This window comes from Geobacillus sp. PK12 (assembly GCF_004123125.1).
GTDB lineage: Bacteria > Bacillota > Bacilli > Bacillales > Anoxybacillaceae > Geobacillus > Geobacillus zalihae.
In genome coordinates, this window is sequence record NZ_SDKL01000056.1 from 18,015 (window position 1) to 41,960 (window position 23,946).

At 53.5% G+C, this 23,946-nt stretch carries 28 protein-coding genes and 2 pseudogenes; 21 read left to right on the top strand and 9 right to left on the bottom strand.

All coding sequences use genetic code 11. The features are described from left to right. Window positions 1-23 precede the first annotated feature (23 nt). From ETR37_RS15370 to ETR37_RS15395, 6 genes are all read left to right on the top strand, one after another. Window positions 24-254 (top strand): DUF896 domain-containing protein, encoded by a 231-nt coding sequence (locus ETR37_RS15370; RefSeq protein WP_013145682.1) that lies wholly within the window; start codon window positions 24-26, stop codon window positions 252-254. A gap of 100 nt (window positions 255-354) precedes the next feature. Continuing rightward, window positions 355-2,361: a transketolase gene (gene tkt / locus ETR37_RS15375; RefSeq protein WP_015374472.1), complete on the top strand. Its 2,007-nt coding sequence runs from the start codon at window positions 355-357 to the stop codon at window positions 2,359-2,361. 252 nt (window positions 2,362-2,613) lie between these two features. Next, entirely contained in the window at window positions 2,614-3,051 is a 438-nt protein-coding gene (gene sirA, locus ETR37_RS15380) for a sporulation inhibitor of replication protein SirA (protein WP_011230832.1), read from the top strand. Between the two features lie 89 nt (window positions 3,052-3,140). Then, on the top strand, window positions 3,141-3,353 hold the full coding sequence (locus tag ETR37_RS15385) for a YneF family protein (protein ID WP_011230833.1): 213 nt from the start codon (window positions 3,141-3,143) through the stop codon (window positions 3,351-3,353). Between the two features lie 124 nt (window positions 3,354-3,477). After that, window positions 3,478-5,217, top strand: a complete 1,740-nt coding sequence (locus ETR37_RS15390; protein ID WP_129447491.1) for an ABC transporter transmembrane domain-containing protein — start codon at window positions 3,478-3,480, stop codon at window positions 5,215-5,217. 90 nt (window positions 5,218-5,307) lie between these two features. Continuing rightward, complete coding sequence (locus ETR37_RS15395; protein ID WP_015374475.1) at window positions 5,308-7,086, top strand: ABC transporter ATP-binding protein; 1,779 nt, start codon at window positions 5,308-5,310, stop codon at window positions 7,084-7,086. A 57-nt stretch (window positions 7,087-7,143) separates the two neighbouring features. On the opposite strand, the gene ETR37_RS15400 is transcribed toward ETR37_RS15395, so the two are convergent. Further along, window positions 7,144-7,323 carry an aspartyl-phosphate phosphatase Spo0E family protein gene (locus ETR37_RS15400; RefSeq protein WP_011230836.1) on the bottom strand — a complete coding sequence of 60 codons (180 nt, stop codon included), beginning with the start codon at window positions 7,321-7,323 and terminating at the stop codon, window positions 7,144-7,146. A gap of 168 nt (window positions 7,324-7,491) precedes the next feature. Between ETR37_RS15400 and ETR37_RS15405 the strand changes: the two genes are divergently transcribed. From ETR37_RS15405 to ETR37_RS15415, 3 genes are all read left to right on the top strand, one after another. Beyond that, complete coding sequence (locus ETR37_RS15405; protein ID WP_011230838.1) at window positions 7,492-8,199, top strand: cytochrome c biogenesis protein CcdA; 708 nt, start codon at window positions 7,492-7,494, stop codon at window positions 8,197-8,199. A gap of 45 nt (window positions 8,200-8,244) precedes the next feature. Continuing rightward, window positions 8,245-8,601, top strand: coding sequence for a response regulator (locus tag ETR37_RS15410; RefSeq protein ID WP_011230839.1), 357 nt, complete (start codon window positions 8,245-8,247; stop codon window positions 8,599-8,601). Window positions 8,602-8,802: 201 nt separating this feature from the next. Beyond that, window positions 8,803-9,282, top strand: coding sequence for a CcdC family protein (locus ETR37_RS15415; RefSeq protein ID WP_483299682.1), 480 nt, complete (start codon window positions 8,803-8,805; stop codon window positions 9,280-9,282). A 189-nt stretch (window positions 9,283-9,471) separates the two neighbouring features. On the opposite strand, the gene ETR37_RS15420 is transcribed toward ETR37_RS15415, so the two are convergent. After that, window positions 9,472-9,906, bottom strand: a complete 435-nt coding sequence (locus ETR37_RS15420; protein WP_011230841.1) for a DUF2621 domain-containing protein — start codon at window positions 9,904-9,906, stop codon at window positions 9,472-9,474. Window positions 9,907-10,173: 267 nt separating this feature from the next. Between ETR37_RS15420 and ETR37_RS15425 the strand changes: the two genes are divergently transcribed. Further along, entirely contained in the window at window positions 10,174-10,842 is a 669-nt protein-coding gene (locus tag ETR37_RS15425; RefSeq protein WP_174520695.1) for a cell wall hydrolase, read from the top strand. Between the two features lie 53 nt (window positions 10,843-10,895). Continuing rightward, window positions 10,896-11,015, top strand: a pseudogene (locus ETR37_RS15430) (PTS lactose/cellobiose transporter subunit IIA); the annotation flags it as partial. 211 nt (window positions 11,016-11,226) lie between these two features. On the opposite strand, the gene ETR37_RS15435 reads toward ETR37_RS15430, so the two are convergent. Continuing rightward, entirely contained in the window at window positions 11,227-11,373 is a 147-nt protein-coding gene (locus tag ETR37_RS15435) for a small acid-soluble spore protein P (RefSeq protein ID WP_011230843.1), read from the bottom strand. Window positions 11,374-11,498: 125 nt separating this feature from the next. On the opposite strand from ETR37_RS15435, the gene ETR37_RS15440 reads away from it, so the two are divergent. Then, window positions 11,499-11,759 carry a hypothetical protein gene (locus ETR37_RS15440; protein WP_015374479.1) on the top strand — a complete coding sequence of 87 codons (261 nt, stop codon included), beginning with the start codon at window positions 11,499-11,501 and terminating at the stop codon, window positions 11,757-11,759. Window positions 11,760-11,829: 70 nt separating this feature from the next. On the opposite strand, the gene sspO is transcribed toward ETR37_RS15440, so the two are convergent. Further along, on the bottom strand, window positions 11,830-11,979 hold the full coding sequence (gene sspO, locus ETR37_RS15445) for a small acid-soluble spore protein O (protein ID WP_008879509.1): 150 nt from the start codon (window positions 11,977-11,979) through the stop codon (window positions 11,830-11,832). 233 nt (window positions 11,980-12,212) lie between these two features. Between sspO and acnA the strand changes: the two genes are divergently transcribed. Continuing rightward, window positions 12,213-14,933 (top strand): aconitate hydratase AcnA, encoded by a 2,721-nt coding sequence (gene acnA, locus ETR37_RS15450; RefSeq protein ID WP_013145670.1) that lies wholly within the window; start codon window positions 12,213-12,215, stop codon window positions 14,931-14,933. A gap of 37 nt (window positions 14,934-14,970) precedes the next feature. Here the strand turns inward: acnA and sspL are convergent, their stop codons facing one another. Together sspL and ETR37_RS15460 are read right to left on the bottom strand one after the other, a co-directional pair. After that, window positions 14,971-15,108 carry a small, acid-soluble spore protein L gene (gene sspL, locus ETR37_RS15455; RefSeq protein ID WP_011230846.1) on the bottom strand — a complete coding sequence of 46 codons (138 nt, stop codon included), beginning with the start codon at window positions 15,106-15,108 and terminating at the stop codon, window positions 14,971-14,973. A 102-nt stretch (window positions 15,109-15,210) separates the two neighbouring features. Continuing rightward, window positions 15,211-16,137, bottom strand: coding sequence for a DMT family transporter (locus ETR37_RS15460; protein WP_015374481.1), 927 nt, complete (start codon window positions 16,135-16,137; stop codon window positions 15,211-15,213). Between the two features lie 232 nt (window positions 16,138-16,369). Here ETR37_RS15460 and ETR37_RS15465 point away from each other — a divergent pair, with 232 nt between their 5' ends. Both ETR37_RS15465 and ETR37_RS15470 read left to right on the top strand, forming a co-directional pair. After that, window positions 16,370-17,035: a ribonuclease H family protein gene (locus ETR37_RS15465; RefSeq protein WP_015374482.1), complete on the top strand. Its 666-nt coding sequence runs from the start codon at window positions 16,370-16,372 to the stop codon at window positions 17,033-17,035. Window positions 17,036-17,041: 6 nt separating this feature from the next. Continuing rightward, a complete protein-coding gene (locus ETR37_RS15470; protein ID WP_013145666.1) occupies window positions 17,042-17,257 on the top strand; it encodes a zinc-finger domain-containing protein in 216 nt (71 codons plus the stop codon). Window positions 17,258-17,537: 280 nt separating this feature from the next. On the opposite strand, the gene ETR37_RS15475 is transcribed toward ETR37_RS15470, so the two are convergent. Continuing rightward, on the bottom strand, window positions 17,538-17,807 hold the full coding sequence (locus tag ETR37_RS15475) for a DUF2564 family protein (RefSeq protein ID WP_015374483.1): 270 nt from the start codon (window positions 17,805-17,807) through the stop codon (window positions 17,538-17,540). 129 nt (window positions 17,808-17,936) lie between these two features. Then, window positions 17,937-18,137 carry a cold-shock protein CspD gene (cspD, locus tag ETR37_RS15480; RefSeq protein ID WP_003251474.1) on the bottom strand — a complete coding sequence of 67 codons (201 nt, stop codon included), beginning with the start codon at window positions 18,135-18,137 and terminating at the stop codon, window positions 17,937-17,939. 321 nt (window positions 18,138-18,458) lie between these two features. On the opposite strand from cspD, the gene ETR37_RS15485 reads away from it, so the two are divergent. From ETR37_RS15485 to ETR37_RS15510, 6 genes and pseudogenes are all read left to right on the top strand, one after another. Further along, window positions 18,459-18,710: a hypothetical protein gene (locus tag ETR37_RS15485; RefSeq protein WP_013145664.1), complete on the top strand. Its 252-nt coding sequence runs from the start codon at window positions 18,459-18,461 to the stop codon at window positions 18,708-18,710. A gap of 194 nt (window positions 18,711-18,904) precedes the next feature. Then, window positions 18,905-19,306 (top strand): sporulation protein, encoded by a 402-nt coding sequence (locus ETR37_RS15490; protein ID WP_013145663.1) that lies wholly within the window; start codon window positions 18,905-18,907, stop codon window positions 19,304-19,306. Window positions 19,307-19,510: 204 nt separating this feature from the next. Continuing rightward, window positions 19,511-20,329, top strand: coding sequence for an MIP/aquaporin family protein (locus ETR37_RS15495; RefSeq protein WP_081133002.1), 819 nt, complete (start codon window positions 19,511-19,513; stop codon window positions 20,327-20,329). Between the two features lie 49 nt (window positions 20,330-20,378). Further along, window positions 20,379-21,869, top strand: coding sequence for a glycerol kinase GlpK (gene glpK / locus ETR37_RS15500; RefSeq protein WP_081133001.1), 1,491 nt, complete (start codon window positions 20,379-20,381; stop codon window positions 21,867-21,869). A gap of 238 nt (window positions 21,870-22,107) precedes the next feature. Next, window positions 22,108-22,527: pseudogene (locus ETR37_RS15505) on the top strand (ABC transporter permease); the annotation flags it as partial. Window positions 22,528-22,543: 16 nt separating this feature from the next. Further along, window positions 22,544-23,446 (top strand): ABC transporter permease, encoded by a 903-nt coding sequence (locus ETR37_RS15510; protein ID WP_081133000.1) that lies wholly within the window; start codon window positions 22,544-22,546, stop codon window positions 23,444-23,446. Between the two features lie 83 nt (window positions 23,447-23,529). Here ETR37_RS15510 and ETR37_RS15515 read toward each other — a convergent pair. Then, a partial coding sequence (locus ETR37_RS15515; RefSeq protein ID WP_164978013.1) for an RNA-guided endonuclease InsQ/TnpB family protein occupies window positions 23,530-23,946 on the bottom strand: 417 nt, incomplete at its 5' end.

Here is a 23,946-nt window from a genome sequence, read left to right on the forward strand (position 1 = left end):
TGGCAGATAGGAGAAGATGATCAATGCTTGCCAAACATAAATTAGCCCGCATCAATGAACTGGCGAAAAAAGCGAAAACGGCCGGCTTGTCGGCCGAAGAGGCCTTCGAGCAAGCGAAGCTGCGCCGTGAGTACATTCAAGCGTTCCGCAAGGCGATGACCGATATGCTCCATACAGTGACCGTCATTGACCCGAACGGCAACGACGTGACGCCGAAAAAATTAAAGGAAAGCCAGCGGCGGCGCTTCCATTAAACGGTCGAAAGAGGGGTGGCTCGGAAAATAACGTTGTACAAGCCGATCGATTTTCTATATGATAGTAAATGACACCATGTTGATGAAAGGGAGGAAGACGATGGCGCATTCAATCGAGGAGTTGGCGATTACGACGATTCGAACGCTGTCGATTGACGCGATCGAAAAAGCGAAATCCGGGCACCCGGGCATGCCGATGGGCGCGGCGCCGATGGCGTACACGCTTTGGACGAAATTTATGAATCATAACCCGGCGAATCCAAACTGGTTCAACCGCGACCGGTTTGTCTTGTCAGCCGGGCACGGGTCGATGTTATTGTACAGCTTGCTTCATTTAAGCGGCTACGACGTATCGATGGATGATTTGAAACAATTCCGTCAATGGGGAAGCAAAACGCCGGGCCATCCGGAATACGGCCATACGCCGGGCGTGGAAGCGACGACGGGACCGCTTGGCCAAGGGATCGCGATGGCGGTCGGCATGGCGATGGCGGAGCGGCATTTGGCCGCTACATACAACCGCGACGGGTTTGAGATTATCAATCATTATACGTACGCCATTTGCGGCGATGGCGATTTGATGGAAGGAGTGGCGAGCGAAGCGGCGTCACTCGCCGGCCACTTGAAGCTCGGCCGTCTGATCGTCCTGTATGACTCGAACGACATTTCGCTGGACGGGGAGCTCAACCTGTCGTTCTCGGAAAACGTCGCCCAACGTTTCCAAGCGTACGGTTGGCAATATTTGCGCGTTGAGGACGGCAACAATATTGAAGAAATCGCCAAAGCGCTCGAGGAGGCGCGGGCGGACCTCAGCCGGCCGACGCTCATTGAAGTCAAAACGACGATTGGCTACGGCGCGCCAAATAAAGCGGGCACGTCCGGCGTCCACGGCGCTCCGCTCGGCGCCCAAGAGGCGAAGCTGACGAAAGAGGCGTATCGTTGGACATTTGCGGAAGATTTTTACGTGCCAGAAGAAGTGTACGCCCACTTCCGTGCGACGGTGCAAGAGCCGGGAGCGAAAAAAGAGGCGGAATGGAATGAGCAGCTCGCCGCCTATGAACAGGCCCATCCGGAACTGGCCGCCCAATTGAAGCGAGCGATCGAAGGCAAACTGCCAGATGGATGGGAAGCTTCTTTGCCGGTATACGAAGCAGGCAAAAGCCTGGCGACCCGCTCATCGTCCGGGGACGTGATCAACGCCATCGCCAAAGCGGTGCCGCAATTGTTTGGCGGTTCGGCGGACTTGGCAAGCTCGAATAAAACGCTCATCAAAGGCGGCGGCAACTTCTTGCCGGACAGCTACGAAGGGCGCAACATTTGGTTTGGCGTGCGCGAGTTTGCCATGGGGGCGGCGCTCAATGGCATGGCGCTTCACGGCGGATTGAAAGTGTTCGGCGGCACGTTCTTCGTGTTCTCTGACTATTTGCGTCCGGCGATCCGCTTGGCGGCGCTGATGGGCTTGCCGGTCATCTACGTCTTGACGCACGACAGCATCGCCGTCGGCGAAGACGGCCCGACGCACGAGCCGATCGAACATCTCGCTTCGCTTCGGGCGATGCCGAACTTGTCGGTCATCCGTCCGGCTGACGCAAACGAAACGGCGGCCGCATGGCGGCTGGCGCTCGAATCGACGGACAAGCCGACTGCGCTCGTCTTGACGCGTCAAGATGTGCCGACGTTGGCGGCAACAGCTGAGTTGGCGTATGAAGGCGTGAAAAAAGGTGCGTACGTCGTTTCACCGGCGAAAAACGGTGCTCCGGAGGCGCTGTTGTTGGCGACTGGCTCGGAAGTCGGTCTGGCCGTCAAAGCGCAAGAAGCGCTTGCCGCTGAGGGCATCCATGTCTCCGTCATCAGCATGCCATCGTGGGACCGCTTCGAAGCGCAGCCAAAATCGTACCGCGATGAAGTGCTTCCGCCGGCCGTGACGAAGCGGCTCGCCATTGAAATGGGCGCGTCGCTCGGTTGGGAGCGCTACGTCGGCGCCGAGGGCGACATTTTGGCCATCGACCGATTCGGTGCTTCCGCTCCGGGAGAGAAAATCATGGCCGAGTATGGCTTTACGGTTGACAACGTCGTCCGCCGCACAAAAGCGCTGCTCGGCAAGTAACCGGGAAAGCTGCCCTTGCGTTGTTGCAGGGGCAGCTTGTTTTTGTGAAAGATGGCTGCGCCTTGGTCAAGTATTTTCGGGGTTGAATCGAGGGCAAAGGCTTGTTCATGACGTGTTGGCCTGTTTGCGGCCGCATGGCCACCGCAAACAAAAATCGACAATGTTAGTGAAAAAACTTGCCGTTAATAGACATATTTTTCCCCTTTCCTTTTCTATAATAGAAAATAGATGAACAGAAATGGGGGATGGGGCATGGTCCGCTATTGGATTTATTTGTTGAATGACGATGTGGCGTCGCATTACCGCCATCGGGCAGAAAAAATTGTCGAACTGCTTCGTGAGCATCAATACGCGAAAGCGCCGCTGAAGGCGATTTGCCGCAAGCAAGTCGAATTTATCACCGAACGGCTGTCATTTTCGCGCCTGGAACTTGGCTTAAAGCAATATTTTGCCGGCCGCGTCGGCAAAAATTTGGAGCGCAATATGTTTGTTTTGCAAAACGACGCCGGCGAGGAAGCGTTGCTTGTCGTGCAAAAGCGCCGCTTGCTTCTTGTCGCTGACAGCGCGCCGCTTGCCGCGGACATCGGGCGGGCGCTCGCTCGGCTTTCGCCGACGTTTTTGGCGGTCGACGCCGATTTTGTCGATTACTACTGGCTGTCTGCGCCTCGGCAAGGAAGAAAATTTGCGTAATGAAAAGATTTTTGTCGCGAAATATTGTCTAATGACGCATCGTTTAGTACACTGTTAGGGAGACAACAAGAAGGAGGAAAATCGCTGTTATGTGGGGTACGATTCTCGTTGGCGTGCTGGCGCTCATCGCCGGGGTGGCGATCGGATTTTTCGTCGCCCGCAAAACGATGATCAATTATTTGAAGAAAAACCCGCCGATCAATGAACAAATGATTCGCATGATGATGATGCAAATGGGCATGACTCCGTCGCAGAAGAAAATCAACCAGATGATGAAAATGATGAACAATCAACTGAAATAAGCGAAACGGACACTCGATCGAGAGTGTCTTTTTATTTTGCCAAAATGTTCTTTCAAAATTTTTCTAGTTTTGTTACAATAATATGGCGATTGTTCGTCAGCCAAATGAAAGGAGGGCGGGCCTTATGCGCGTGTTTCGCGATTTGTTTTGGTTTTTCCGCCAAGAAAAGAAGGCGTATATCACCGGCATTTTCGTGCTTGTCATCGTGGCGTTTTTGGAGACAGTCCCGCCGAAAGTGATCGGCTTGTTGGTCGATCATATGAAAAACGGCACGATGACAAAAGAAGTGCTCATCCGCTGGATCGCCGTCCTCGCCGCCGTTGCGGCGGCGCTTTACGGGCTCCGCTACGCTTGGCGCATTTTCATTTTCGGTTCGGCGGTCAAGCTTGCCCGCCAGCTGCGCAACGAGCTGTATCAGCATTTTACGAACATGTCGCCGTCGTTTTACCAGCGGAAGCGGATCGGCGATTTAATGGCCCATGCAACCAACGATTTGCAAGCGATTCAGCAGACGGCCGGAAGCGGCATTTTGACGCTTGTTGACTCGGTGACGCTTGGCGGGTTTGTGTTGGCAACGATGGCGTTTTCGATCAGCTGGAAGCTGACGCTCATCAGCCTATTGCCGATGCCCGTGATGGCGGCGGCGACGAGCCGCTATGGGACGATGCTCCATCGTCGGTTTTTAACGGCGCAAGCGGCGTTTTCGTCGCTGAACGACAAGGTGCAGGAAAGCGTCAACGGCATCCGCGTCATCAAGGCGTTCGGCTATGAGGAACACGATGTCGAGGCGTTTCGCCGTCAATCGGAAGACGTCGTGGCGAAAAACGTTGCCGTCGCCAAAATTGACGCCTTGTTTGATCCGACGATCGGGCTGCTTGTTGGGCTGTCATTTTTTCTCGCTGTGGCGTTTGGCAGCCAAATGGTTTTGGCGGGCGAATTGACGATCGGCGAGCTTGTGTCGTTTACGACCTACCTTGGCCTGCTTATTTGGCCGATGTTGGCGTTCGGCTGGCTGTTTAACATTGTTGAGCGAGGGCGTGCTTCGTACGACCGGGTGCGGGCGCTGTTGGCTGAACAAGATGAAATCATCGAGCACCCCGATGCCGTAGATGTCCCGCCGAAAGGGGACATTGAATACCGTGTTCGCCGGTTCGTCTATCCGGGAGAGACAAAGCCGGCGCTCGCGGACATTCGTTTTTCGCTGGAGCGCGGGGCGACGCTTGGCGTCGTCGGCAAAACCGGGGCGGGCAAAACGACGCTGCTTCGCCTGCTGCTGCGCGAGTTTGACGGCTATGACGGCGAGATTCGCTTCGGCGGCCGCGACATCCGCGATTATACGCTTTTCGCGCTCCGTTCGGCGATCGGCTACGTGCCGCAAGACCATTTCTTGTTTTCTGCCTCTGTCCGCGACAACATCGCCTTTGCCAAGCCGGAAGCCGGAGAGGACGAGGTCGTCCGGGCGGCGCGGCTGGCCGACATTCATGATGACATTTTGCAGTTTCCTGACGGGTATGAGACGGTCATCGGCGAGCGCGGCGTTTCCCTATCCGGTGGGCAAAAACAGCGGCTGTCAATCGCCCGGGCGCTTCTCATTGACCCGGAAGTGCTCATTTTTGATGATGCGTTGTCGGCCGTGGATGCGAAGACCGAGGCGCGGATTTTAGCGGCGCTCAAACAGGAGCGGCGCGGAAAAACGACGATCATCGCCGCTCATCGTTTAAGCGCGGTTGAGCATGCCGATTGGATTCTCGTCCTTGACGGGGGGCGAATTGTGCAGGCCGGAACGCACGAGCAGCTGATGGCAGAAGACGGCTGGTATCGTGACATGCATCGACGCCAGCAGCTTGAGGCGCTTGCGGAGTAACAACAGACCTGAACGTTCGAGCTCCCGCCAAAAACGAGCGGATCGAAAAACATGAAAACACAAGTTGTTTGTGGAGATAGGGGGAAGTGGATGAACGACCGATGGTTGACAACAAAAGAGCAGCGGCGCGTTTTATGGCGGCTGCTCGCTTATATGGGAAGATACAAAAAAGAAACTGCGCTTGCGTTTACGCTTCTTCTGTTGGCAACGGCCGGGGAGCTTTCCGGCCCGTATTTGGTGAAAGTGTTCATTGACGACTATTTGGTGCCGGGCCGCCTTGCTTTTGGACCGGTGGCGGCGCTGGCCGCCGCCTATCTCGGCGTGCTCGTCTTGAAAACGATCATTTCCTACTTCCAGCTTGTCGAGTTTCAGCGGCTCGCTTTGCACGTCATTCAAGCGCTGCGGATGGATGTGTTTGCGAAAGTGCACCGGCTCGGGATGAGCTATTTTGACCGGACGCCGGGCGGAAGCATCGTTTCGCGGGTGACGAACGATACAGAAGCGATCAAGGACATGTTCATCAGCGTCCTAGCGGCCTTTGTGCAAAACGGCTTGTTTGTCATCGGCGTGTTTGTCGCCATGTTTTCGCTTGATGCTAAGCTTGCGTTGTTTTGCCTGTTCATCCTCCCGGCGATCGCGTTCATCATGCACACATACCGACGCTACAGCTCGGTGTTTTATCAAGAGATGCGCGAACGGCTGAGCGAACTGAACGCCAAATTGAACGAATCGCTGCAAGGAATGGCCGTCATTCAAGCGTTCCGCCAGCAGCGCCGTTTATATCAAGAGTTTGCCGCCGTCAATGAAGCGCATTACAAGGCGGGGATGAAAAACATCCACCTCGATGGACTGCTGCTTCGACCGGCGATCGATGTGGTGTATATGTTGTCAATCATAGTGGTTCTCAGCTTTTTTGGCATCACGGCGCTTGATGGCCCAGTTGAGATCGGCGTGCTGTATGCGTTTGTCAACTATTTGGAGCGCTTTTTCGAACCGGTGACGCAAATGATGATGCGCCTGTCTCTTTACCAGCAGGCGATCGTTTCCGCCTCTCGCGTGTTTGCCCTTCTTGATCATCAAGAAGAGGCGCCGGCCAATCCAAACTGGTCGCCGCATGCGATCGAGCGCGGGGAAATCGAATTTCGGGATGTCAGCTTTTCCTACGATGGCAAACGGGATGTGCTGAAACGGCTGTCGTTTGTCATCCGTCCAGGTCAGACGGTCGCGTTTGTCGGCCATACCGGCAGCGGCAAAAGTTCGATCATCAACTTGCTCATGCGCTTTTATGAGTTTGACCGCGGCGATATTTTGCTTGACGGCCGGTCGATCCGCGATTACTCGCGCGCCGAGCTGCGCCGCCGCCTCGGCCTTGTCTTGCAAGATCCGTTTTTGTTTTACGGGACGGTCAAAGAGAACATTCGCATGTATAATCAGGAACTGGACGACGAAGCCATTCAGGAGGCCGCTCGGCTCGTGCAGGCCGATGCGTTTATTGAGCAATTGCCCGATCGTTACGACCATGTGCTCGCCGAGCGCGGGGCGACGTTATCAAGCGGTCAGCGCCAGCTTCTTTCCTTTGCTCGCACGATCGCTGCTGATCCGAAAATTTTGGTGCTCGATGAGGCGACCGCCCATATTGACACCGAAACAGAGGAAGCGATTCAAGATGCGCTCATGCGCATGCGGAAAGGGCGGACGACGATCGTCATCGCCCACCGTCTATCAACGATTCAAGACGCCGATCAAATTTTCGTCCTCCACCGCGGCGAAATCATCGAGCGCGGTACGCATCAGCAACTGCTGGCGCAAAAAGGGCTTTACTACCAAATGTACTTGCTGCAAAACGGCCTCGTCGACGTCCATGCGTAAATGGCGGCGTTTTGCCGCCCCTGCTTGGAACAAAAAGAAGAAAGCGCCATGTCCCGCCTAGCGGGAGGCGCTTTGCTTTCGCCGCTTGGTTTGTTCGCGTTGATAGGCATTGAGCAACGTGTCAAGTTCTTTGCTGATTTTCATGGCCGCCGCCGAGTTTAACCCCGTTTTGGCCACCGTGTCGACAAGCTCCATCCGCTTTTGTTCAATCAAGGTCAACAATTTGCATTTCGGCACGAATCGACCGTCCTTTGCTTGAAGTATTGTGTATGGTGCTTTATACTATTTTATCAGTGAACGCAAAAATGGAAAATAGAAAAATTGACCAGGAACAATGAGAAACATGTTACGGGAAGAAGGAATTCTGCTAAAATAAAAAGTAAAAAAGCAGGGGCTGGTTCACCAATGAATGATCTCAATCTATTTTTAGCGTTCGGCGCCGGGTTTTTGTCGTTTATTTCCCCGTGCTGCTTGCCGCTTTATCCGGCGTTTTTATCGTATATCACCGGCGTGTCGGTCAGCGAGTTGAAAGAGGAAAACGCGATGCTGAACCGCCGCAGCTTATGGCATACGCTTTGCTTTTTGCTCGGCTTCTCGCTCATTTTTATCTCGCTTGGCTTTGGCACCTCGCTTCTTGGAAGGCTGTTTGTTGATTATCAAGATGCGATCCGGCAAATCGGCGCGGTCGTGATCGTCGCTCTCGGCCTCGTCGTCGCCGGGCTGTGGAAGCCGGCGTTTTTGCTGAAAGACCGGCGCATTTCGTTTCGTGAACGGCCATCGGGATATGTCGGCTCCGTGCTGATCGGCATGGCGTTTGCCGCCGGTTGGACGCCGTGCATGGGGCCGATTTTGGTGGCGGTTGTCGCTCTAGCCGCCACCAACCCGGGCTCAGGAATGATGTATATGCTTGCTTATACGCTCGGATTTGCCGTTCCGTTTTTCATGTTGTCGTTTTTTATCGGCAAGCTGCAATGGATCCGCCGCCATAGCGCATCCATCATGAAGGCGGGCGGCTATGTCATGGTGGCGATGGGCGTCGTTTTGTACTTTGACTGGATGACAAAGCTGATTGCTTATACGACAAGCTTGTTTGGCGGTTTCACCGGTTTTTAGCGGCTGTTGTTGGAGGAATATCGTTGAGGAGAGGGCGATGGAAAGATGGCTGCCATTTTAATTGCTGACGATGCGAAGTTTATGCGGGTAACGCTGGCGCGCATACTGGAAAAAACGGATCACACCGTAGCCGGTGAGGCGGAAAACGGCAAAGAGGCGGTCGAGCTGTATCGCCGGCTGCGCCCCGATCTTGTCATCATGGACATTACGATGCCGGTCATGAATGGGATTGAAGCGGTGCGGGCGATTAAGGAGATCGATCCCGGGGCGAAAATCATCATCTGCTCGGCGCTCGGGCAGCAGCGTATGGTCGTTGAGGCCATTGAAGCCGGAGCGGCCGACTTCATCGTCAAGCCGTTTGAAGAAACCCGCGTGCTCGAGGCGATTGCCCGTCTTTTGTAAGCGGGCTTCGGCTCCGTACGGCATAGGAAGGCGCCGGCTTATGACCGCTGGAAGACAGCTGGCTGCGTTCCTCTTGGCAAGCGAGAGGGATGAAGCGAGCGCGATGTTTGGCGAAGGCGGGGGCGGCTTTAGAGGACGGTAGGCAAGCGGAGCGGTTTTTGCTATAATGGCGTTGTCCGTGAATTTTGTCGGAAGAAGGTGATGGCTTTGGCGCTTGTTACATCGCTCATCGCCGTTGTGATGGCGTTTTTCATCTTTTTTGTGCGCATGAAGGCGTCGGAAAAGCCGACGAATGCCAAAAAAATTATTTTGCCGCCGCTGTTTATGAGCACCGGGGCGCTGATGTTCATCGATCCGGTCTTTCGCGTTACGCGCGGGGAGCTCATCGAAGCGGTCATTCTCGGCCTGTTTTTCTCGCTGTTTCTCATTAAAACGTCAAAATTTGAAATCCGCGGCAGCGATATTTATTTGAAACGCTCAAAATCCTTTATTTGGATTTTGCTCGGGTTGATTGTCATTCGTCTTGGCTTGAAAACGTATTTAGGACGAACGATCGACTACCGCCAGTTAAGCGGCATGTTTTATTTGCTCGCGTTTTCGATGATCGTCCCATGGCGGATTGCGATGTACGTTTCGTATAGAAAGCTGGCGGCGCAGCTGAAACCGCCAGTGCTGACATAAAGAGCTGTCCCGCTGATGGACAGCTCCCTTTTTTGTTGCGCCAAGCCACTTCACTTCGCTTCCCTGGAATTGTCCCGCAGACGGAGCTGAAGTCGTCGGTCCCGGCCTAAAAAGCTGCTTGTTTGGGCCGCTTTTTTCATGCTGAAACAGACGAAAGCTGCCGGTCAGCCTTAGACGAAAGGCGGAACGTCAGCGGCTTTCCAATAAATGTTTATAAGGGGCGAGATCGATGTTCTTCGCCTGCAATGTCCGGATCAAAAACTTATGGTCGCGCTTTGGCGTCGCGATAATATACCCGCGGATGAGCAAGTCGCGTGTGATGCGCGGCGCCTGTTCCTTGAGCGCAAGCTCGCCGATTTTGCCGGCGATCTTTTGCCGCGCGACGTCGCGGAACAATTCCGGCACAGGGCGAACCAATTCCTCAAGCAGCGCTTTTTCTTCTTCCCCCCATAGATGACGCGTCTGTTCAATGTAATATTCCTGCCAGTCGAGCTCCGATTTCCCATCTTCTTTCGGCAGCCGCTTCAAAAACTTGCGGAACATGAAAAAGCCGCCGATCGACATCATGACAAGCAAAAAGACGACCCAAAGCAAAATAAACCAAAGAAACCATCCGGTCAGCACGATCCCCACCCCAACATGATGATCAACTGTTTTGCCATAGGCAAGATTCGTCTACTATTATGTCGAAAAGCTTGCTGTTTGGCAAGTTTCAAACGGCGGCTTGTTACGAAGTGTAACGCAACTGTAATGCAACTGTAAAAAAGCTTGTCCCGCCATACAGCGCCAATGGATGGAAAGCCGCCGGCCGCTTTGTATGGAAAAGATATACAGTGACGTTCCCTTCTTTGCCTGCTAATCTAGTAAACAGAAAAAAGCCAAAAGGCAACGATGAGGGGGATGCGCAGAGTGAAAAAGACGATTGCAGCGCTCGCGATCACTTGCTGTATGGCGTTAAGCTCTCATGGGCTGTCGGCGGAAGCGGCTGGCTCGTATACATACTATCAAGTGAAAAAAGGCGATACGTTGTCGAAGATCGCCAAACAATATCATACTACGGTTGCTTCGTTAAAGTTGTTAAATCACTTAAAAAGCGATGCCATTTATGCCGGAGAAAGGCTGAAAGTGCCGGCTGCGGCGAAGCGATCGGCTTCGGCGCCGGCAAAGAAGAAATCGATCTCATTAAGCGCCGCTGACCGGAAGCTTCTCGCCCAGCTTGTGCAAGCGGAGACCGGTTCGAGCGAGCCGTTGGTCGGCAAGGTGGAAGTGGCGCTTGTGGTTTTAAACCGCACAAAGCATCCGGAGTTTCCAAAGACGGTGCGCGGCGTCATTTATCAAAAAACGAAATCCGGCTATGCGTTTGTACCAGCCAAAACGGGGAAATTGACCCGCATTCAGCCGACCAAGCAGGATTACGAGGCGGTCGACAAGGCGCTGGCCTTATTCCCAAACGATCGCCGCGGCTCGCTTTATTTCTACAATCCGAAAATCACAAAAGACAAATGGATGTTGTCGCGTCCGGTGACGATTCGCATCGGGCACCATGTCTTCACGAGATGAACGGGGTCGAATAAGGCCTCGTTCTTTTGTTTTGTGCATAGCGGCAGCCGGTGGTGACGATTTTTGTGGTGCATGCCCAAGATCATTTGATGACGGCGATCACGGTCAAGGACTTAGCCGCTGAATTCGTGGAGCTGTATGAAGCGCTCAAGCGGCAAACAGCCGAATCATAATCGCCGTCGGCCGGCTTGTTGACCGGGTGAGGATGATTCACTTCAACGGGAATGAACCCAAGGCGGGCGGCAACGGGCTGTTCTAGCGACCGCCCGCTTTGTTGATTTTACAATAATTTTATTATGTAAACATAATGACACCAGCCGTTCAGCCCGCCCGGCTGCCGCCGGGCGCGGCTAAACGGAGATAAGGAAACTCCGCTTGTTTTCGTCACATATCGTGGCTTGTGTTGTGCTTTTGCCGCGTGTGATTGCGGTTCTTCACTTTTTTCGAACCGTCAAGCGGCTCCGGCTGCCCAGGATTGTCGCCTTTTGGGGCGTTTTTGCGCATATCTTTGCCGTCGTTTTTGTTCGTCATTTGTTGTCCCTCCTTTGTCCGTTAGCATGCGGCGTTGTGCTTTTGCTTATTCGGCGCATAATTTGCGCCCGGTTTGAAACGATAAGTAGTGGATGACCGCGATGACTGCGAAGGAGGAACGAGCCATGGTTTATCATAAAACGAAGCAAGACGCGTTTCAGGCGGCGCAAAAGGCGACGATGGAGGCAAAAGAGTGGCATGACCATCTCGTCCGCGATCAAGCCGATTACGGCCATCAGTTAGCCCATTTGCGGCAGGAAGTGAACGAAGCGTTTGCACAAATTGAAAACGCGCTTGAAGTCGCCTCGGAAACGCAGCGCATGCAGCTTGAGAAATTCCGCAGCGATTTGCAGGCGATCGTTGACGAAGTCAATGAGAACGAGTAAGGGAATGCCGGCGGCGGTCATTCCCTTTTTGCATGCTATGGCAGTCCGGGATGGCGAAATGGCCGCCATGCTATTGGTTCTTTTTTCGTTTTTTGTTGTTTTGGCGCTGGGCTTCTGTCAGTGGTTCATTGGAAAACTCTTCATTGTAGCCGGCTCCCATTCCTTGCGCTTTGGCGGCGTTCATGCCAGGGATCACGTGGTTTGCTTTTCGCTTTGCCATTCGTTTCACCTCCGCTTCTAGTTTGCGACGAAACGGGCGCCTTATTCCTCTTTTGCCGCGGTAAGGAAGTAATATGGCGAGACATTGGAAATCATTATTTACAACTTGTGCTGTTCTATAATAAGATAAAGTCGTGCCGAACTTTATGGGGATTGGGAGAATTCATGCTATTTTTTCGACTTTTGTGCGAAAAAATAGTATAGTATTATTGTGAAGTGAAGGGGGTTATACATATGGCGAAACAAGATGTGTTCAACGCCCGCTCTTCGTTTGTTGTAAACGGCAAAACGTACAACTACTACCGTTTGCAAGCGCTTGAAGAAGCGGGCATCGGCCAGGTGAGCCGCCTGCCGTACTCGATCAAAGTATTGCTTGAATCGGTGCTTCGCCAAGTCGACGGCCGCGTCATCACGAAAGAGCACGTCGAAAACTTGGCGAAATGGGGAACGCCGGAAATGAAAGACATCGACGTGCCGTTTAAGCCGTCGCGCGTCATTTTGCAAGACTTCACCGGCGTGCCGGCCGTCGTCGATTTGGCTTCGATGCGCAAAGCGATGGCGGATCTAGGCGGCGACCCGTACGAAATCAACCCGGAAATTCCGGTCGATCTCGTTATCGACCACTCGGTGCAAGTCGACCGCTACGGGTCAGACGATGCGCTGGAGTACAACATGGATTTGGAATTCAAACGGAACGCCGAACGGTACAAGTTTTTGAAATGGGCGCAAAAAGCGTTTAACAACTATCGTGCCGTTCCGCCGGCAACGGGGATCGTCCACCAAGTGAACTTGGAATATTTGGCCAGCGTCGTTCACGCGGTCGAAGGGGAAAACGGCGAGTACGAAGCGTTCCCGGATACGCTTGTCGGCACGGACTCGCATACGACGATGATCAACGGCCTCGGCGTCCTCGGTTGGGGGGTCGGCGGCATTGAAGCGGAAGCCGGCATGCTCGGCCAACCGTCGTACTTCCCGGTGCCGGAAGTCATCGGCGTCCGCCTGACAGGCAAGCTGCCGGACGGAGCGACGGCCACGGACTTGGCGCTTAAGGTGACGCAAGTGCTCCGGAAAAAAGGCGTCGTCGGCAAATTCGTTGAATTTTTCGGACCAGGAGTAGCGACTTTGCCGCTTGCCGACCGGGCGACGATTGCCAACATGGCGCCGGAATACGGGGCAACGTGCGGCTTCTTCCCGGTCGACGCTGAAGCGCTTGACTATTTGCGCTTGACCGGCCGCGACGAACATCACGTTCAAGTCGTCGAAGCGTATTGCAAAGCGAACGGTTTGTTCTACACGCCGGATGCACCGGAGCCGGTGTTTACGGATGTGGTGGAAATCAACTTGTCGGAAATTGAAACGAACTTGTCTGGCCCGAAACGGCCGCAAGACTTGATCCCGCTCTCGAAAATGAAACAGTCGTTCCGCGACGCGGTGAAAGCGCCGCAAGGCAACCAAGGCTTTGGCTTGACGGAAGCGGACTTGGAGCGGGAAATTACGGTCGAGCTGAACGGCGAACAAGTGAAATTGAAAACGGGCGCTGTCGTCATCGCGGCCATCACAAGCTGTACGAACACGTCGAACCCGTACGTGCTTGTCGCCGCTGGTTTAGTGGCGAAAAAAGCGGTCGAAAAAGGCTTGCAAGTGCCGAAATACGTGAAAACGTCGCTCGCGCCGGGCTCGAAAGTCGTCACCGGCTATTTGCGCGATTCGGGCTTGTTGCCGTATCTTGAGCAGCTCGGTTTCAACATTGTCGGCTACGGCTGCACGACATGCATCGGCAACTCAGGTCCGCTTGCGCCGGAGCTCGAAAAAGCGCTCGCGGAAAGCGATCTGCTCGTGACAAGCGTCCTGTCCGGCAACCGGAACTTTGAAGGCCGCATCCACCCGCTTGTCAAAGGCAACTATTTGGCATCGCCGCCGCTTGTTGTCGCCTATGCGCTCGCCGGCACGGTCGACATTGACTTGCTTAACGAGCCGATTGGCAAAGACAAAGACGGCAACGACGTCTATTTCCGCGACATTTGGCCGTCGATGGAAGAAGTGAAGAATGTCGTCAAGCAAGCGGTCGATCCGGAACTGTTCCGCAAAGAATATGAGCGCGTGTTCGACGGCAATCCGCGCTGGAACGCCATCGAAACGACGGATGAGCCGCTGTACCAATGGGATGAAAACTCGACGTACATTCAAAATCCGCCGTTCTTTGAAGGCTTGTCGCCGGAAGTGCGCAAAGTCGAACCTCTCACCGGCTTGCGCGTCGTCGGCAAGTTCGGCGATTCGGTCACGACTGACCATATTTCGCCAGCTGGGTCGATCGGCAAAAACACGCCGGCAGGCCAATACTTGATCTCGAAAGGCGTCGAGCCGAAAGATTTCAACTCGTACGGTTCGCGGCGCGGCAACCATGAAGTGATGATGCGCGGCACGTTCGCCAACATCCGCATCCGCAACCAAATCGCGCCGGGCACGGAAGGCGGCTATACGACGTACTGGCCGACCGGCGAAGTGATGTCGATGTACGATGCGTGCATGAGATACAAACAAGACGGCACTGGGCTTGTCGTCATCGCCGGCAAAGACTACGGCATGGGCAGCTCGCGCGACTGGGCGGCGAAAGGGACGTTCTTGCTCGGCATTAAAACGGTCATCGCCGAAAGCTTTGAGCGCATCCACCGCTCGAACCTCGTTTTGATGGGCGTCCTGCCGCTGCAATTCAAAGAAGGCGAAAATGCGGAGACGCTCGGCTTGACGGGTAAAGAAGTGTTCGACATTCACATCGATGAAAACGTCAAACCGCGCGATCTCGTCAAAGTGACGGCGACGAACCCGGATACGGGTGAGAAGAAAGAATTTGAGGTCATCGTCCGCTTTGACAGTGAAGTCGAAATCGACTACTATCGCCACGGCGGCATTTTGCAAATGGTGTTGCGCGAAAAATTGGCGAAAGTGAAACAATAACGACAAAAAGCAGGCTCCCATATCGGGAAGCCTGCTTTTATTTTGTGTTGAGCTTTTTCGCTGCGTTCTCAAGCTTGCTTTTTGGATCCGGGGTGAACGTTCCGTCTTGACCAAAGCCTTGCGGGTTGACGCCCGGCGCCTTCGTGCCGCGGTTTCGGCCGCCGTTTTTGGTCATTGCTCTCACCTCCGCTCTTTACGGATAGTATGGCCGCTCTTGGTCAAAATATAAGCAAAGGAGGAAAGCTTCACTGTTTTTCGCTAAGAGCAATCGTTGCGGCTACGATGGGATGTTCCGCTTTTCCCGCCACCGTCTGCCCCAGAGGCGCATGCTTGGCAGTTCGGCGAAAATCATGCCGGCCAAAATCGCAGCGCCGCCAAGCCAGGCCGATGGCGACAGCCGCTCTCCAGCCCAAAGGTAGGCGGTCAAAGCGGCGAACACCGGCTCCATGGCGAAAATCAGCGCGACATGGGCGGGAGTCGTATATTTTTGCACCGCCGTTTGGATGAGAAACGCCGCGGTCGTCGCCAACAACGATGTCACAGCGAGCGCCCCCCATACTTCCGGACGGCGGAGCACCGCCATATTCCACATTTGCGCGGCGTCTTCAAACCAAAAGGCAAAGAAGAAACAGAGGATGCCGACGGTAAAAATTTGCACCATGGTCAACAGCATCGTCGAATGCTGAGAGGAATAGCGGCCGGTGACGATAATGTGCATGGCAAAGGAAACAGCACAAAGAAAGACAAAGAAATCGCCCTGATTGAACGACAGCTCCGCTCCCCCTGTCAGCCAATACAGGCCGAACGCGGCAAGTGCCGCTCCAACGACCGCATTCACAGACGGTTTTTGCTTTAAAATCAAAAAGGAAAACAATGGAACGAGCACAACGCTCAGTCCGGTAATAAAGCCGGCTTTCGAGGAAGTGGTATACAACAGTCCGATCGTTTGGAATGCGTAGCCACAAAACAGCCATAGCCCCATCCACGCTCCAGCGCCGATGACTCGCCATGACAACTGGCCGAAGAGTGGGCGGGAAGCGGCAGCGATCCAGGTGAGAAGCAACAAGCCGGCCAAACTGAAGCGAACGGCGTTAAACGACAACGGCTCCAAAAACGAAATGGCATTTTGGACGACGACGAACGTCGCCCCCCAGACGAACGTCACCATGAGCAGACTCAGATCGGCTATGGTTTGACGCTTCAATTCGAATCCTCCCTCTTCATATGCTTGCGCCCCATCTCATTTTGGGTGCTAGCCGCTAGTGTACCACAAGTAGGCCGAAAAAGATAGATATTTTGGAAAAAAGATGGGCGCCTGCGGCAAAATGGTTGATACAAGAAGAATTTGCGCATAATATTAGGTAATGAACAAGGGCGCAAGTGTGGTAAAATAAAAACCAGCTCCGATCATCGCCACGCGGAAGGGTGACAATGCGTTGGACGTACAAATCCACTGGACGTATATCACGCCGAAAAAACAAGAGGCGTTTCTTGTCTCCGATTGGGTCGATGCCAAAAAGGCGCTCGCTTTGGCGGATGATTTTGAAAAAACCGGGCGGACGAAAACAGTGGAGTTCATCGATCGAAACGGCACGGTGTGGTCAAAAAAAGAGCTGCAAAAGCTGCTTGAGGAGATCGCCGGCGAGCCGCATGAGATCGTTGTGTATTTCGACGGCGGCTTTGACCATGAGACGTCCCAAGGCGGCGCCGGCGCGGTCGTATACTATAAGCAAAACGATCATCGCTACCGGTTGCGCGCCAACCGCCGGCTCGGCGAAATCAAATCCAATAACGAGGCAGAGTATGCGGCGTTTTGGTTTGTCATGCAGCTGCTCGAGGAACTTGGTGTTCATCATTTGCCGGTGACGTTCCGCGGCGACTCCCACGTCGTGTTAAAGCAGCTGTCCGGCGATTGGCCGTGTTTTGAGGACGATTTCAACATCTGGCTTGACCGCATTGAAGCGAAAATGCGCGAACTTCACATCGAACCGGCGTACGAGCCGATTTCGCGCAAACAAAATAAAGAGGCGGATTCGCTCGCCCGCCAGGCGCTTGAAGGGCAGATCATCACAAGCCGAACGGAATTGACAGGGAAAGGGTAAGGTCGTATGGGAAAGAAGCGGAACCGACGCAAAGAAATATTGGACCAAATCGCTTGGCTGGAGGAAACGTACTGCGATGGCTGCTTTTTAAAAAGCACGTTCCGGAAAGAGTACGGCAAAACGTACGCCCAATCGTTTTGCATCCAGCAATGCACGGTCGGGGAACAAATGCGGCAGTACGGGGAGATGCTTCTATCAGCGCCGCCGCGTCCGCGTCGGTAATGAAGGAATTTTTTTTAAGAGGCGGTTGGTGCGGGCGATAGGAGCCCCAATCTGCGCTTTCGCGAGCCTGGGGCGGTGCCGGCTGCGACCAGGCAAGCTCTGGCGTTTGAACGGAGGAAGCGGATGCGCTGCGAAGGCCGGTGATTGACAGAACATACGTTTTAACATGGAGAAACCTCAAAAGCTGTTCTTCTTTTCACTCCAAAAGGAAATCGCTGTTTGTCCTCCGCCTTATAGATGGTGCAAAAAGAGCTTCGCCAAGCGAAGCTCCGTTTTGCTGTTATTGCTGCGCCTCGCGAAGCTGGTGTTCGGCGCGGGCCAATGTTTGTTCGCAACGGGCGAGAAAATCACCGTCGACGCCCGTTGCTTCTTGGCGGGCGCGCGCAAGTTGGTCGCGGGCGTTTTTCACCGCTTGTTCGGCGTGGCGAAGCATCTCGGGGTCGAGCTGCATCGTCGCCTGGCCGACCATTTTCTCCGCCGTCTCGACGAACATTTCCACTTGCTTTACGTCGTTGTATCCCGTATGTATGTCGGCATCGCGTCTGGCCATATGAACACCTCCCTTTCTTTATTGTTTGCCGTTTGATGGAATCTATGCAAATCGTAATGAAAAAGGCACCCTGCTTAAACAGAGTGCCTCTCGTTCCGCTCCCGTTCTCTCGTCTATGTCAACGAAGTCTTATAATTTGACAACGTTCGCTGCTTGCGGTCCGCGGTTTCCTTGGACGATTTCAAACGAAACTTCTTGGCCTTCTTCTAACGTTTTGAACCCTTCACCTTGGATCGCCGTGAAGTGGACGAATACGTCGGAACCGCCTTCCACTTCGATGAAACCGTAACCTTTTTCGTTGTTAAACCATTTTACTTTACCACGTTGCATAATACTGAATTCCTCCTAATACCTTTAGCCTGTTCGGCTAACCTCAAGATTTTTATCAAATAACAAAATATACTTCACAGCCATCCAAGATGCGTCTTCATGTTGAATGCCTGAAATATATTCTGTTATGTGATGACTTTACTATACACTACCGCGGGTGGCTGCGTCAAGCAAAAGAAAGGAAATTTCCGAAAAAAATTGTTTGCCGGCCCGAAAAACAATGCGTTGAAAAGGAAAGCGGGCCGCTGGGGAGAAAAAAGTCATGAGCGGGCAACAACGGCCATACATTGGAATAGGAACGACGAAAAGGGGGAGAAGCGGATGTACCGCGGAAAAATCGCGGGAAAAGAAGTGATCGTTCGATTGGGCAACCGGGTCAGCCGCCGCTATTTCAGCGACAATAAAATTTACCACATGGTTCTTTCGTACGGAGAGTCGGCGTTTCGCAAAGGGCAGGATATGTTTTGCATCTATAATGACCGCGTCGGCTTGATTGTTGCGGAAGTCGAGCAACAGGACGTCCCGGTCATTCGGATCGATTACATTATCGAAAACGAAAATGTGTACGAATAACCAATTGACAGCGGAAGGCGAATGCGGTAATCTCAAATGTAAGCGGTAACAAAATAAGCCGCATTCGTCCCTGTTTCTCCCAGGGGCAGACGTGCCGCGCCAGCATCGTCTGTTTCTTTTTTGGCTCGCGTTGAAACAGGCGGCTTCGTTTTTTCGTATGATGATATGACAAGAGAGACAAAGAGGTGACTGCGGTGTTATTGCGCAAAATGATGTCCAGAGTCGGAGTCGGGTCGGCGCACGTCGACTTGATCTTAAATAAATCGTTATGGCGCCAGGGGGAAATGATTCAAGGGATCGTCCACATTTACGGCGGAACGGTGGAACAAATGATCGAGCGGCTCGATGTGGAGCTCGTGCAAAAAACGATCGAAAACGGCAAGGAACTGGATGACATTGTCGCCGTCATTCCGGCGGCCGGAGCGTTTTCGATCAAGCCGGGCGAGAAAAAGGAGATCCCGTTTTCCTACACGATTCCGGAAACCTTGCCGCCATCGCGCCCCGGCCGGTCGTACCGGTTCATCACCCGCCTTCATATCGAAGACGCGGTCGATACGCTCGACTTCGATTACGTGCAAATTTTGCCGAAGAAATAGGTTGACAGCGTTTTCAACAGATGATATGCTAAAAGCAAGTTAATAATGTTGTGGTGGAGAAGCGGAGACCCACACATATTCCTCGTTGATGAGCGGGGAAGTGTGTGGGTTTTTGTTTTTCCACCCAACGGCTAACCCTCCGGAGGGGCCGCCCAAGCAGGAAATAGCAGAGGAAATCACGAATGAAAAGGGGGAAGAGAACAAATGTCGCCATTTTTAGGGGAATTCATCGGTACGGCACTGCTCATCATTTTCGGCGCTGGTGTGTGCGCCGGGGTCAATTTAAAGAAATCATATGCGGCCAATTCGGGCTGGATGGTCATTACGATGGGGTGGGGGTTGGCGGTGGCCGTGGCCGTATACGCTGTCGGCCGGTATAGTGGCGCCCATCTCAATCCAGCGCTGACAGTGGCACTGGCCATAAGCGGCGATTTTCCATGGAAAGATGTCCCTGGCTATGTGTTGGCACAAGTACTTGGCGCTATGGTTGGGGCTGCCGTCGTCTATCTCCACTATTGGCCGCATTGGAAGGAAACAGACGACCCGGGTGTCAAGCTTGGCGTGTTTGCGACGGGTCCGGCTGTGCCGGATGCGGCTGCCAACTTGCTTAGCGAGATCATCGGAACGTTTGTGTTGGTTTTGGCCATCTTGGCCATTGGCGCCAACAAATTCGCTGATGGGCTTAATCCGTTTGTCGTTGGTTTTTTGATCGTGGCGATTGGACTGTCGCTCGGCGGTACGACGGGATACGCCATTAATCCCGCTCGAGACTTTGGGCCTCGGTTAGCTCACTTTTTGTTGCCAATCCCAGGGAAAGGGTCATCGAATTGGGCGTATGCGTGGGTGCCGATCGTCGGACCGCTGCTTGGGGGTGCGTTAGGCAGTTTGGTCTATAAAGCCGTTTTCTTGGGAAAACCGTCAGCCGCATTATGGGGAGTGCTGGCGGCAACCGCAGTCGTTTTGGCGGCGCCGAAGATGACAAACGGAAAGACAGTGAGCGCCACAAGCCGCCGTTCTCTGTAGCTGGCATATGGGGATTGCAAGCTCATCAAGGAGAAGGGGGAAGAAGGTTATGAATCAATACATGTTAGCCATCGACCAAGGCACAACGAGCTCGCGCGCGATTTTGTTCAATCAAAAGGGCGAAATCGTTCATATGGCGCAAAAAGAATTTACGCAATATTTTCCGCAGCCCGGCTGGGTCGAGCACAACGCCAATGAAATTTGGGGATCGGTGCTTGCTGTCATTGCCAGCGTCTTGTCCGAGGCGCAAGTGAAGCCGGAACAAGTGGCAGGGATCGGGATTACGAACCAACGGGAGACGACGGTGGTGTGGGAGAAAGACACCGGCAACCCGATTTACAACGCCATCGTCTGGCAGTCGCGGCAGACGGCCGGCATTTGCGAGGAGTTGAAAGCGAAAGGATATGATCCGCTGTTCCGCGAAAAAACCGGCTTGCTTATTGACGCCTATTTTTCCGGGACAAAAGTGAAATGGATTTTGGACCATGTCGACGGAGCGCGCGAACGGGCGGAGCGCGGCGAATTGCTTTTCGGCACGATCGATACGTGGCTCATTTGGAAGCTGTCCGGCGGCCGCGCCCATGTAACCGATTACTCGAACGCGTCGCGCACATTAATGTTCAACATTCATACGCTCGAGTGGGATGAAGAGCTGCTTGATATCCTAGGCGTACCGAAGGCAATGCTTCCTGAGGTTCGGCCGTCGTCAGAAGTGTACGCGAAAACCGCCCCTTATCACTTCTTTGGCGTCGAGGTGCCGATCGCAGGCGCCGCGGGCGACCAGCAGGCGGCCTTGTTCGGCCAGGCGTGCTTTCGGGAAGGGATGGCGAAAAATACGTACGGCACGGGCTGCTTTATGCTGATGAATACGGGGGAAAAAGCGGTGCAATCGAAACACGGGCTGCTCACAACAATCGCCTGGGGGATTGACGGCAAGGTCGAATACGCCCTTGAAGGCAGCATTTTCGTCGCCGGCTCGGCCATTCAATGGCTGCGCGACGGCTTGCGGATGATCAAAACAGCGGCGGACAGCGAAGCGTACGCTGAAAAAGTCGAGTCGACTGACGGGGTGTATGTCGTCCCGGCGTTCGTCGGTCTTGGCACGCCGTATTGGGACAGCGAGGTGCGCGGGGCGGTGTTTGGCCTCACGCGCGGCACGACGAAAGAGCATTTCATCCGGGCCACCTTGGAATCGCTCGCCTACCAGACAAAAGATGTGCTCGCCGCCATGGAAGCCGATTCCGGCATCTCGCTGACCACGCTGCGCGTTGACGGCGGGGCGGTGAAAAACAATTTCCTTATGCAGTTCCAGAGTGATTTGCTTGCCGTTCCGGTCGAACGTCCGGTTGTGAATGAAACGACGGCCTTGGGTGCGGCGTATTTGGCTGGGTTGGCGGTCGGCTACTGGAACAGCCGAGATGACATCGCCGCCCAATGGCAGCTCGAGCGCCGGTTTGAGCCGAAGATGGATGATGACAAGCGAACGATGCTCTACGATGGCTGGAAAAAAGCGGTGCGGGCGGCGATGGCGTTTAAATGATGGAAAAACGCGGATGTCTCGTCATGGGCATCTGCGTTTTTGCGTTTTGGCTTGCACGTTACGGGGCGGAAAAAATGAAACAGCATCGCCCTCCTCTGTTTGTCGAGTAAAGGCGATTTTTTTCGATGCGCATTCAACAAAGCAAAAAAAGCTGAGCGTTTGAAACATTAATATAGTCAAACAAATTTATGTTCTAAATAATCATATATGATAAGGATCAAATTACAAAAAATGTTGAAGCAAGTTGAATCATCTCATGCTTCCGGCTTTATCGGGCGCGCTCATCAACACGGTCGTCACCATTCAATATTTGCGAAGCGAAATCATTGATACGAAAGTGAAAGATTTCGTGAAAACAGCGCGCGCCAAGGGCGTTCCAGAACGCCAGATTTACTGGCGGCACATTTTGCGCAATTCGTTTTTGCCGATCGCAGCGTTTTTAGGCTATGAAATTACGGGTCTCATCGGCGGTTCCGTGTTTTTAGAGTCCATTTACAGTTATCCAGGGCTTGGACAACTGTTTTTGCAGTCGATTATGCAGCGCGACTACAGCGTCGTAACGGCGCTTGTGATGATTTCCGGGGTCGCGACGCTTGTGGGGACCTTGCTTTCTGACATTATTTTAAGTGCGGTCGATCCGCGCATTCGCATTGAGTAAGGGAGGGGCGTGGAATATGAAAATTGAGGTGAACCGTCCTGCTCCAGTTGAAATAGCCTGTGAGAAAAGCCCTTCCGCTCTTTCGATTATGTGGCGGGAGCTCGTCCGCGATCGGCTGGCTCTTGTTTCGCTCATTATATTGTCCGTCATTTTGCTGATTGTCTACGGCGCTTCCATTTTTTTAGACCAAGAGGAAATTGTAAAGGTAGACTTTTTGGCCATTTATTCACCGCCATCGGCGGAACATTGGCTTGGCACCGATTATGGCGGCCGCGATGTGTTCGGCCAGCTGATCATTGGAGCCCGCAATTCCTTTACGATCGGCCTGGCGATTACGCTAATCACAGGTGCGATCGGCCTTGTGGTGGGGCTTGTGGCCGGCTATTTCGGCGGCTGGATCGACAACGTCATCATGCGCATCATCGATTTTATTCTTGTCTTGCCGTTTTTAATGTTGGTGATCGTCTTTGTAGCCATCGTCCCGAAATACAATGTGGCGACGTTCATTTTGATTATGAGCGCGTTTTTATGGACGGGCAAAGCCCGGCTCATTCGCGCCAAGACGCTTGCCGAGCGGGAATTGGACTATGTCAGCGCATCCAAGACGCTCGGGACGCCGGATTGGAAAATCATTTTGTTTCAAATTTTGCCGAACTTAAGCTCCATTATCATCGTCAATTTGACGTTGAACTTAGCTGGCAACATCGGCATTGAGTCAGGTCTTACATACCTGGGGTTCGGGCTGCCGGAAAGCACGCCAAGCCTTGGGACGCTGGTCAGCTATGCGACCAATCCCGATGTGCTGCAAAACAAATGGTGGGTATGGCTGCCTGCATCATTGCTCATTTTGGTGATGATGCTGTGCATAAATTTCATCGGCCAAGCGGTGACATACTCCCACCACCTACGCTTCGCTTAGAGGTGGGGGCTTCTCGGGTAATCCCATCTCATGATGGGAAGTTGACCGAGCGATCCCCGTGTGCCCCACGGTTCGAGGACAAGTTAGACGATCGCCAATCGTTTCATGCCCTCATGTTTGATATTGATAGCCGCATTGACGTCCCTGTCGCTCTCGAATCCACATTCACAGCGGAATGTACGTTCAGAAAGCGATAGAGACTCCTTGACTCGACCGCAGCACGAACACGTTTTGGACGAGGGGAACCATTTGTCGATTTTGATCAGCTTCTTCCCCTGTTCTTCCAATTTGTACCGAAGGAAAGTGATAAACATGCCCCAGCCGTTGTCATGAACGCGTTGACCGAAATGGAGGGCTTGGGACATTCCCTTCATGTTGAGGTCTTCGATGACCACGCAATCATACCGTTTCGCTAATTTGTGCGACTCCTTATGCAGAAAGTCTTTTCGTTGGTTCGCAATTTTCTCATGCAGCTTCGCTACTTTCAGACGCTGTTTGTG

Bases quoted from the DNA above. Each gene is read 5' to 3' on its own strand.
- ETR37_RS15370 (WP_013145682.1), top strand. From the start codon at position 24: ATGCTTGCCAAACATAAATTAGCCCGCATCAATGAACTGGCGAAAAAA.
- tkt (WP_015374472.1), top strand. From the start codon at position 355: ATGGCGCATTCAATCGAGGAGTTGGCGATTACGACGATTCGAACGCTG.
- sirA (WP_011230832.1), top strand. From the start codon at position 2,614: ATGGTCCGCTATTGGATTTATTTGTTGAATGACGATGTGGCGTCGCAT.
- ETR37_RS15385 (WP_011230833.1), top strand. From the start codon at position 3,141: ATGTGGGGTACGATTCTCGTTGGCGTGCTGGCGCTCATCGCCGGGGTG.
- ETR37_RS15390 (WP_129447491.1), top strand. From the start codon at position 3,478: ATGCGCGTGTTTCGCGATTTGTTTTGGTTTTTCCGCCAAGAAAAGAAG.
- ETR37_RS15395 (WP_015374475.1), top strand. From the start codon at position 5,308: ATGAACGACCGATGGTTGACAACAAAAGAGCAGCGGCGCGTTTTATGG.
- ETR37_RS15405 (WP_011230838.1), top strand. From the start codon at position 7,492: ATGAATGATCTCAATCTATTTTTAGCGTTCGGCGCCGGGTTTTTGTCG.
- ETR37_RS15410 (WP_011230839.1), top strand. From the start codon at position 8,245: ATGGCTGCCATTTTAATTGCTGACGATGCGAAGTTTATGCGGGTAACG.
- ETR37_RS15415 (WP_483299682.1), top strand. From the start codon at position 8,803: ATGGCTTTGGCGCTTGTTACATCGCTCATCGCCGTTGTGATGGCGTTT.
- ETR37_RS15425 (WP_174520695.1), top strand. From the start codon at position 10,174: ATGAGGGGGATGCGCAGAGTGAAAAAGACGATTGCAGCGCTCGCGATC.
- ETR37_RS15435 (WP_011230843.1), bottom strand. From the start codon at position 11,373: ATGACGAACAAAAACGACGGCAAAGATATGCGCAAAAACGCCCCAAAA.
- ETR37_RS15440 (WP_015374479.1), top strand. From the start codon at position 11,499: ATGGTTTATCATAAAACGAAGCAAGACGCGTTTCAGGCGGCGCAAAAG.
- sspO (WP_008879509.1), bottom strand. From the start codon at position 11,979: ATGGCAAAGCGAAAAGCAAACCACGTGATCCCTGGCATGAACGCCGCC.
- acnA (WP_013145670.1), top strand. From the start codon at position 12,213: ATGGCGAAACAAGATGTGTTCAACGCCCGCTCTTCGTTTGTTGTAAAC.
- sspL (WP_011230846.1), bottom strand. From the start codon at position 15,108: ATGACCAAAAACGGCGGCCGAAACCGCGGCACGAAGGCGCCGGGCGTC.
- ETR37_RS15470 (WP_013145666.1), top strand. From the start codon at position 17,042: ATGGGAAAGAAGCGGAACCGACGCAAAGAAATATTGGACCAAATCGCT.
- ETR37_RS15475 (WP_015374483.1), bottom strand. From the start codon at position 17,807: ATGGCCAGACGCGATGCCGACATACATACGGGATACAACGACGTAAAG.
- cspD (WP_003251474.1), bottom strand. From the start codon at position 18,137: ATGCAACGTGGTAAAGTAAAATGGTTTAACAACGAAAAAGGTTACGGT.
- ETR37_RS15485 (WP_013145664.1), top strand. From the start codon at position 18,459: ATGTACCGCGGAAAAATCGCGGGAAAAGAAGTGATCGTTCGATTGGGC.
- ETR37_RS15495 (WP_081133002.1), top strand. From the start codon at position 19,511: ATGTCGCCATTTTTAGGGGAATTCATCGGTACGGCACTGCTCATCATT.
- glpK (WP_081133001.1), top strand. From the start codon at position 20,379: ATGAATCAATACATGTTAGCCATCGACCAAGGCACAACGAGCTCGCGC.
- ETR37_RS15510 (WP_081133000.1), top strand. From the start codon at position 22,544: ATGAAAATTGAGGTGAACCGTCCTGCTCCAGTTGAAATAGCCTGTGAG.